At 68.9% G+C, this 6,428-nt stretch carries 9 protein-coding genes; 6 read left to right on the top strand and 3 right to left on the bottom strand.

Features of this window, described 5'->3' with window-relative positions; all coding sequences use genetic code 11:
• Nucleotides 1–4 precede the first annotated feature (4 nt).
• The 3 genes from H7290_RS14855 to H7290_RS14865 form a co-directional block, all read right to left on the bottom strand.
• Nucleotides 5–496: a PH domain-containing protein gene (locus tag H7290_RS14855; RefSeq protein ID WP_290514796.1), complete on the bottom strand. Its 492-nt coding sequence runs from the start codon at nucleotides 494–496 to the stop codon at nucleotides 5–7.
• Nucleotides 497–580: 84 nt separating this feature from the next.
• Nucleotides 581–1,879, bottom strand: coding sequence for a PTS transporter subunit EIIC (locus H7290_RS14860; protein WP_366927642.1), 1,299 nt, complete (start codon nucleotides 1,877–1,879; stop codon nucleotides 581–583).
• Nucleotides 1,876–2,628: a GntR family transcriptional regulator gene (locus H7290_RS14865; RefSeq protein ID WP_290514797.1), complete on the bottom strand. Its 753-nt coding sequence runs from the start codon at nucleotides 2,626–2,628 to the stop codon at nucleotides 1,876–1,878. The genes H7290_RS14860 and H7290_RS14865 overlap by 4 nt, the downstream gene beginning before the upstream one ends.
• A gap of 117 nt (nucleotides 2,629–2,745) precedes the next feature.
• On the opposite strand from H7290_RS14865, the gene nagA reads away from it, so the two are divergent.
• The 6 genes from nagA to H7290_RS14895 all read left to right on the top strand — a co-directional run.
• Nucleotides 2,746–3,939: an N-acetylglucosamine-6-phosphate deacetylase gene (gene nagA, locus H7290_RS14870; RefSeq protein WP_290514798.1), complete on the top strand. Its 1,194-nt coding sequence runs from the start codon at nucleotides 2,746–2,748 to the stop codon at nucleotides 3,937–3,939.
• Nucleotides 3,936–5,000 (top strand): SIS domain-containing protein, encoded by a 1,065-nt coding sequence (locus tag H7290_RS14875; protein ID WP_290514799.1) that lies wholly within the window; start codon nucleotides 3,936–3,938, stop codon nucleotides 4,998–5,000. Before nagA ends, H7290_RS14875 begins: the two co-directional genes overlap by 4 nt.
• A gap of 12 nt (nucleotides 5,001–5,012) precedes the next feature.
• Entirely contained in the window at nucleotides 5,013–5,243 is a 231-nt protein-coding gene (locus tag H7290_RS14880; protein ID WP_290514800.1) for a PTS glucose/sucrose transporter subunit IIB, read from the top strand.
• Complete coding sequence (locus H7290_RS14885) at nucleotides 5,240–5,686, top strand: PTS glucose transporter subunit IIA (protein WP_290514801.1); 447 nt, start codon at nucleotides 5,240–5,242, stop codon at nucleotides 5,684–5,686. The genes H7290_RS14880 and H7290_RS14885 overlap by 4 nt, the downstream gene beginning before the upstream one ends.
• A 115-nt stretch (nucleotides 5,687–5,801) precedes the next feature.
• Nucleotides 5,802–6,002 (top strand): hypothetical protein, encoded by a 201-nt coding sequence (locus H7290_RS14890; protein WP_290514802.1) that lies wholly within the window; start codon nucleotides 5,802–5,804, stop codon nucleotides 6,000–6,002.
• A 53-nt stretch (nucleotides 6,003–6,055) separates the two neighbouring features.
• Nucleotides 6,056–6,428, top strand: a 373-nt coding sequence (locus tag H7290_RS14895) for an AAA family ATPase (protein WP_290514803.1), incomplete at its 3' end; no start/stop codon positions are given.

Here is a 6,428-nt window from a genome sequence, read left to right on the forward strand (position 1 = left end):
GGCCTCAGACTCCGGCGCCATGGGCCTCGCCAAGCTCGGTGAGGCGGTTTCGCAGACGGGTCGCCTCGGCGGCCGGAAGGCCCGGGATGTCGGCCGCGGTCTCGGTGCTCGCCGTGTGCAGCGTGACGGTGGCGACGCCGTAGGCGCGAGCGAGCGGGCCGGCCTGGACGTCAACGAACTGCATGCGTCCGTAGGGGATGGCGACCAGGCGTTTGAACATGACGCCTGTCGTGACCAGGAGGTCGTCATCGTTCTCGGCGTAACCCCAGCTCCGCTGGTTGCGGCCCGCCCAGGACCAGCCCCACGCCGCAGCGACCAGGGCGAGTGCTGCCACCACCGCGCCGATCCAGCGGGCGTCGGGAAGCAGCGCAACCAGCAGCAGGCCGATGACGACCGCAACGGCCGCGGCCACGAGCATCAGGATGCGGCGGATCGTGGCCAGTCGGGGCGACACCCGCTGCCACTCGCCGACGGCCGGTTCGAAGAGGTCATCCACTCGTCCGACCCTACCGCCGGGAGCCCGTCAGACCGTGGTCTGGCGGGCTCCCGGCGGTGTGCGAGCGCGGTCGTGTCGGTGGGCCTATCCGGAGGGCGTCGGGCCAGATGTCCCTGTGCCGGTCGACGGCCCGGCCGCGGGGTCGGTGTCGGTGAGGAAGCCGGCTGCGGCGCTGTCATCGCCTTCCTTTTCGCGTCCAGGGGTGCGCAGGTTCCACTTCCGGATGACGAACCGGAAGAGGAAGTAGTAGACCACCCCGTAGATCAGCCCGATGACGAGCAGGAGGCCCGGCTTCGTCGCGATGTTCCAGTTGAGGACGAAGTCGAAGAGTCCGGCTGAGAAGCCGAATCCGTCCTTGATGCCCAAGGCGTTCACCAAGGCGATGGAGGTGCCCGTGAGCAGGGAGTGGATGACGTACAGGGGCCATGCCACGAACATGAAGGAGAACTCGAGCGGTTCGGTGACACCGGTCAGGAAGCTCGTCAGGGCGGCACCGATCATGATGCCGCCGACGGCCTTCTTGTAGGCGGGCTTGGCCTCCTGCCAGATGGCCAGTGCCGCGCCGGGAAGCGCGAACATCATGATCGGGAAGAAGCCGGTCATGAAGGCGCCAGCGGTGGGGTCGCCGTTCAGGAAGCGGGTGATGTCGCCGTTGTAGGTGGCGCCGCCGGTCGTGTAGGAGCCGAACAGGAACCACGGCCCGGAGTTGAGGATGTGGTGCAGCCCGAGCGGGATCAACAGGCGGTTGAGGGTGCCGTAGACGAATCCGCCGATGACGTCGTTGTTGGCGATCCAGTCCGACAGGTTGCCGATGCCGGAGCTGAAGGCGGGATAGACCAGCGTCATCAGCACCGCGATGATGATCGCGGCGAATGCCGTGACCATCGGTACGAAACGTCGACCACCGAAGAACGCGAGGTAGGGCGGCAGCTTGACGCGGTAGTAGCGCTGCCACAGGAAAGCAGCGGTCAGGCCGATGACAATTCCGCCGAGCACGCCGTAGCCCTTGGCGACGGCTCCCTCGTTGGCCTTGTCGATCGTCATGACCATCGGGACGACGACCTGGAAGACACCGTCGAACACGAGGTAGCCGACGATCGCGGCCAGGGCCGTCGAGCCGTCGGACTTCTTGGCCATGCCGATCGCCACACCGAGGGCGAAGATCAGGGGGAGGTTGTCGAAGATCGCCCCGCCCGCGGCGCCGAGCACTGCGGAGACCTTGTCCCAGCCGAGGCCGTCGGCACCCAGCAGGTCAGGTTGCCCGAGTCGCAGGAGCAGGGCCGCCACCGGCAGGGAGGCGATCGGCAGCATGAGGCTGCGGCCGAACTTCTGGAAAGAGGCGAGGCTCGGTAGAGCTCGTCGTCCAATGGTTGCTGCGGTCATGTTGATCGGTCCCTCGATAGTGGTGCGGTGGAGTGGGTCGAGCTGCGGTTCAGGCTCATGGTGATCTGGTAGCGGTCTCCCCGGTAGCGGCTGACGGCGCGCTCGGCGGGCCGCCCTGCGGTGCGCGAGATGCGGTCGAAGACGAGCACCGGCGACTCCGCCGCCACCTCGAGCAGCCGAGCGTGCTCGCCGGCAGGTTCCGTCCAGACGGTCTGGTCGGCATGGGCGATGACGACGCCGTAGCGGCTCTCAAAAATCGCGTAGAGCGACGTCGTGAGGTCTTCGGCGTCGAGGTCGGGAAACAGGTCGGCGGGGTACCAGCTGACCTCGTGCGCCATCGGCTCCGCATCGGCCAGGCGCAGCCGTTCGATGATCCACACGCCGTCGCCGACCCCGAGGTCGAGCGCATTCGCGATCGAGTCGTCGGCGTCGCCAAGTGAGCAGCCGATGAGCTCGGTGGAGGGACGGTGGCCGCGCCGGCGCATGTCCTGCGTGAACGACGCGAGGTGCAGGTTGCTCTCGACGCGCGGCCGGGTCACGACGGTGCCGCGACCCGGCACGGTCGTCAGGCGACCGTCGTTGACGAGGGCGCTGATGGCTGCACGGACGGTGGCGCGGCTGACGCCGTAGCGGATCGTGAGATCGCGCTCCGACGGGATCATGTCGCCCGGCTCGAGCTCCTCGGAGATCGTCGCCAGCAACACTTCACGAAGCCGCGCGTGCTTGGGGAGGGGGCCATTCGCCAACACTGGAAAATCCTCTCGACGGGGTGTCCATGCACTGGTACGATCCGGTACGTACCAGCGAGGATGTCCTGTCATCAAAGGGGATGTCAACCCCCTTCACCTGCAAGGATCGAGGCCGGCATGGGCGACATCGTCATCGGTGCGAGTCGTCTCATCGGGACACCGGACGACGAGTCCGGACCCGGCTGGGTGGTCGTCCGCGACGAGCGGATCGCCGCTGCCGGGCGTGGGGATCCTCCCCACCGGCCAGACGTTGTTCTCGACGACGGCATCGTGGTGCCCGGCCTTCTCGATGCGCAGATCAACGGGGCGTTCGCGGTCGACTTCGCCGAGGCAGGCCCCGACGACGTGCGCAGCATCGCGGTACGCATGCTCGCCACCGGAGTCACCTCGATGGTCCCCACCTTCATCACCGCACCGCTCGACGAGCTCGTCCGCCAGGTCGAGGCCTACGACGTCTCGAGGCGCGCGAGCAATGCCGCCGGCGGCGCCACCCGACTTCTGCCAGCCCATGTCGAGGGCCCGTTCCTGTCGGCTCGGCGGAGAGGCGCGCACCGTCAGGACCTGCTGGTCGACCCGACGCCAGAGCGGATCGCCACGCTGACGGCTCTCGCCGACTGCCTCTCGTACGTCACTTTGGCACCCGAGCGTGACGGCGCCATCGAGGCGATCCGCAGCCTCGTCGCCGCCGGCATCCGGGTCGCGATCGGCCACAGCGACGCCTCCGACCACCAGGTCATCGCCGCGGCAGACGCCGGCGCGACGCTGGTGACCCACCTCTACAACGCCCAGCGCCCGCTCCATCACCGGGCGCCAGGTGTCGTCGGCGCCGCCCTCACCGACCCTCGGCTGACCCTCGGACTCATCGTCGACGGGCACCATGTCGAGCCCACTGCCGTGCGGCTCGCCTTCTCCGCCGCGCGCGGCCGGGTCATGCTCGTGACCGACGCCGCGTCCGCCCTGGGCATGCCGCCCGGCTCCTACGAGCTGGGTGGTGAGCAGATCGTCGTCACCGCGGGGGCACCCCCACTTCGTGCCGACGGCACCATCGCGGGAGCCGACGAGCCGCTCGACGCCAACATCGGGCACGCCGTGGCTGACGGCATCGATGTTGTCGACGCGGTACGTGCGGCGACGCGCATCCCGGCTGACGCGCTCGGCCTCCGCGACGTCGGCCGGCTCGAGCCGGGCGCCCGCGCCGACCTGACGCTGCTGGGCACCGACGATCTACGAGCGCGGACCACCTGGCTCGGGGGGCGACAGGTCTGGGGGGCCGACAGCGGCACCGCTGACACGAGGATGGCCAACACATGAGCGAGCAGACCCGCATGGCGGCTGAGATCGCCGAGCAGCCGGTGGCCCTCCGGGCAACGCTCGAGGCACTGCTGCCCAGACGCGAGGAGATCGTCGCCGCGTTCGTCGGACGCCGGCACGTCGTCTTCTCGGCCCGCGGCTCCAGCGACAATGCCGGCATCTACGGGCGTTACCTGCTCGAGACCCACGCCCAGGTGCCGTCCGGCTTGTTGGCGCCGAGCGTCGCCACGCACTACCGAAGCCGGCTCGACCTGTCCGACACCCTGGTCGTGAGCGTCTCCCAGTCGGGGCGCACGGCCGAGATCGTCCAGGCGCAGGAGTGGGCGCGGGCGAGCGGCGCGGCGACCATCGCGGTCACGAACGACGCCGCTTCACCCCTGGCCGTCGCGGCAGACCTGGCGTTGACGACCGTCGCCGGCACCGAGCTGGCCGTGCCCGCCACCAAGAGCTACCTCACCCAGACCGCCGCGATGACCGTCATCGGACTGGCCCTCGCTCCTGACCCAGATCTGGAGAGCAGGCTCGCCGACGTCGCCGACGCTGTCGAGGCACAGCTCAGCAACGCCGGACGGCTCGACCCTGTCGTCGACCTGCTGGCCGGACCACAACAGCGCATCGTCACCGGTCGTGGGCTGCTCATGGGCACAGCCCTCGAGACCGCGCTCAAGCTCGAGGAGACCTGCGGCCGTCCGGTGCGGGGCTACTCCTACGCGGACCTGCGGCACGGTCCCATCTCGGTTGTGGGCGACGGCATCACGGCCGTGCTGGTCGCGGCCGCAGACGGACCGTTGCGCGCACCGATGATCGAGCTCGCCGACGACCTGCGCCGTCGCGGTGCGACGACGGTCGCCGTCGGTGGCAACGCCAGCTTCGCCGCGGCCTGCGACGTCAGCACCGGGACGATCACCACGACCGAACGGCTCGCGCCCCTCGTCGCCATCGTCCCGATGCAGATGGTCATCGAGAGGGTTGCGCGAAGGCTGGGCCTCGACCCCGACAAGCCCGCCGGGCTGTCCAAGGTGACCCGGACCGACGCCACCGTGGCGTCCGGCCCCCGATAGAGGAGAAGCCGCATGACGAAGGCCGAACAGATAGTGGCGGGCCTCGGTGGCCTTGCCAACATCGTCGAGATCGAACCCTGCATCACCCGGCTGCGCACCGAGGTCACCGACCCCGCGCTCGTCGACCAGGCCGCACTCAAGGCGGCGGGGGCCTACGGTGTCGTCGTCTCCGGCACCGCCGTGCAGGTCATCGTCGGTCCGGAGGCAGACACGCTGGCCAGTGACATCGAGGACCTGGAGTGAGCATCTCGGTGCTCGCCCCGGTCGACGGCACCGTCGTGTCGCTCGGTTCGGTGCCCGACCCGGTCTTCGCCGGCCAGATCGTGGGCGCGGGCGTCGCCATCGACCCCGATCGATCTGCCGCGACAGTGGTGGCGCCGGCCGACGGACGCCTGCTCAAGCTGCATCCACACGCGTTCGTGCTCCTGACGCCCGGCGGTGTGGGCCTGCTGGTGCACCTGGGCATCGACACCGTGCAGCTCGATGGTGAGGGTTTCGAGCTGCTCGTCGAGGAGGGTGTCGAGGTCGTCGCTGGTACGCCGGTGGTGCGCTGGGACCCAGCCGCGGTCGAGGCAGGCGGACGGTCGCCGGTCGTCCCGGTCGTCGTGATGGATTCGGCCCCTGACAGCGTCGTGGCGTCGGCAGCGGGCCGGGTCGTCGTCGGCGACCTGCTGTTCACGATCTGATCGCCGAGAAGGCCGCGGCGGGAAGTTGACCTGAGGACGCACGCGGTGCGAGACTGAGAGACGCAGATATGTGAATCTGCCCTTCCCTTTTCAGTCCTTTTCGCGGAGATTACCCATGGCCAAAGCACTCATCGGCTTCATCGGTGGCCCCACCACCCAGCAGCAGGCCGAAACCGCTTCCCTGCACCGTCGAATCACCGACCTCGAGAACGAGATCCTGCGTCTCAAGGTCGAGAACGACGGACTCCTCACCACCCTGCGCGAGCGCGTCGATCAGGTGCGGGCCGGCGACCTGCTCGAGCCTCTCGCACGCTGAGGTCCCTGCGCACTAAGGTGGCCCCAGTCGGCCGTCCGTCGTAGGAGTCACCCTTGTATCTCAAGAGCCTCACGCTGCGTGGGTTCAAGTCGTTTGCCTCCTCGACGACCCTGCAGCTAGAGACCGGCATCACGTGCGTCGTCGGCCCCAACGGTTCGGGCAAGTCCAACGTCGTCGATGCGCTCTCGTGGGTCATGGGCGAGCAGGGTGCGAAGTCGCTGCGCGGCGGCAAGATGGAGGATGTCATCTTCGCCGGCACCTCCGGCCGCCCGCCCCTCGGTCGCGCTGAGGTCGTCCTCACGATCGACAACTCCGACGGGGCGCTCCCGATCGAGTACACCGAGGTCACGATCTCGCGCACGATGTCCCGCAACGGCGGCTCCGAGTACGCCATCCACGGCAACACCTGCCGCCTCCTCGACGTCC

It is taken from the genome of Aeromicrobium sp., assembly GCF_014378035.1.
Lineage (GTDB): Bacteria > Actinomycetota > Actinomycetes > Propionibacteriales > Nocardioidaceae > Aeromicrobium.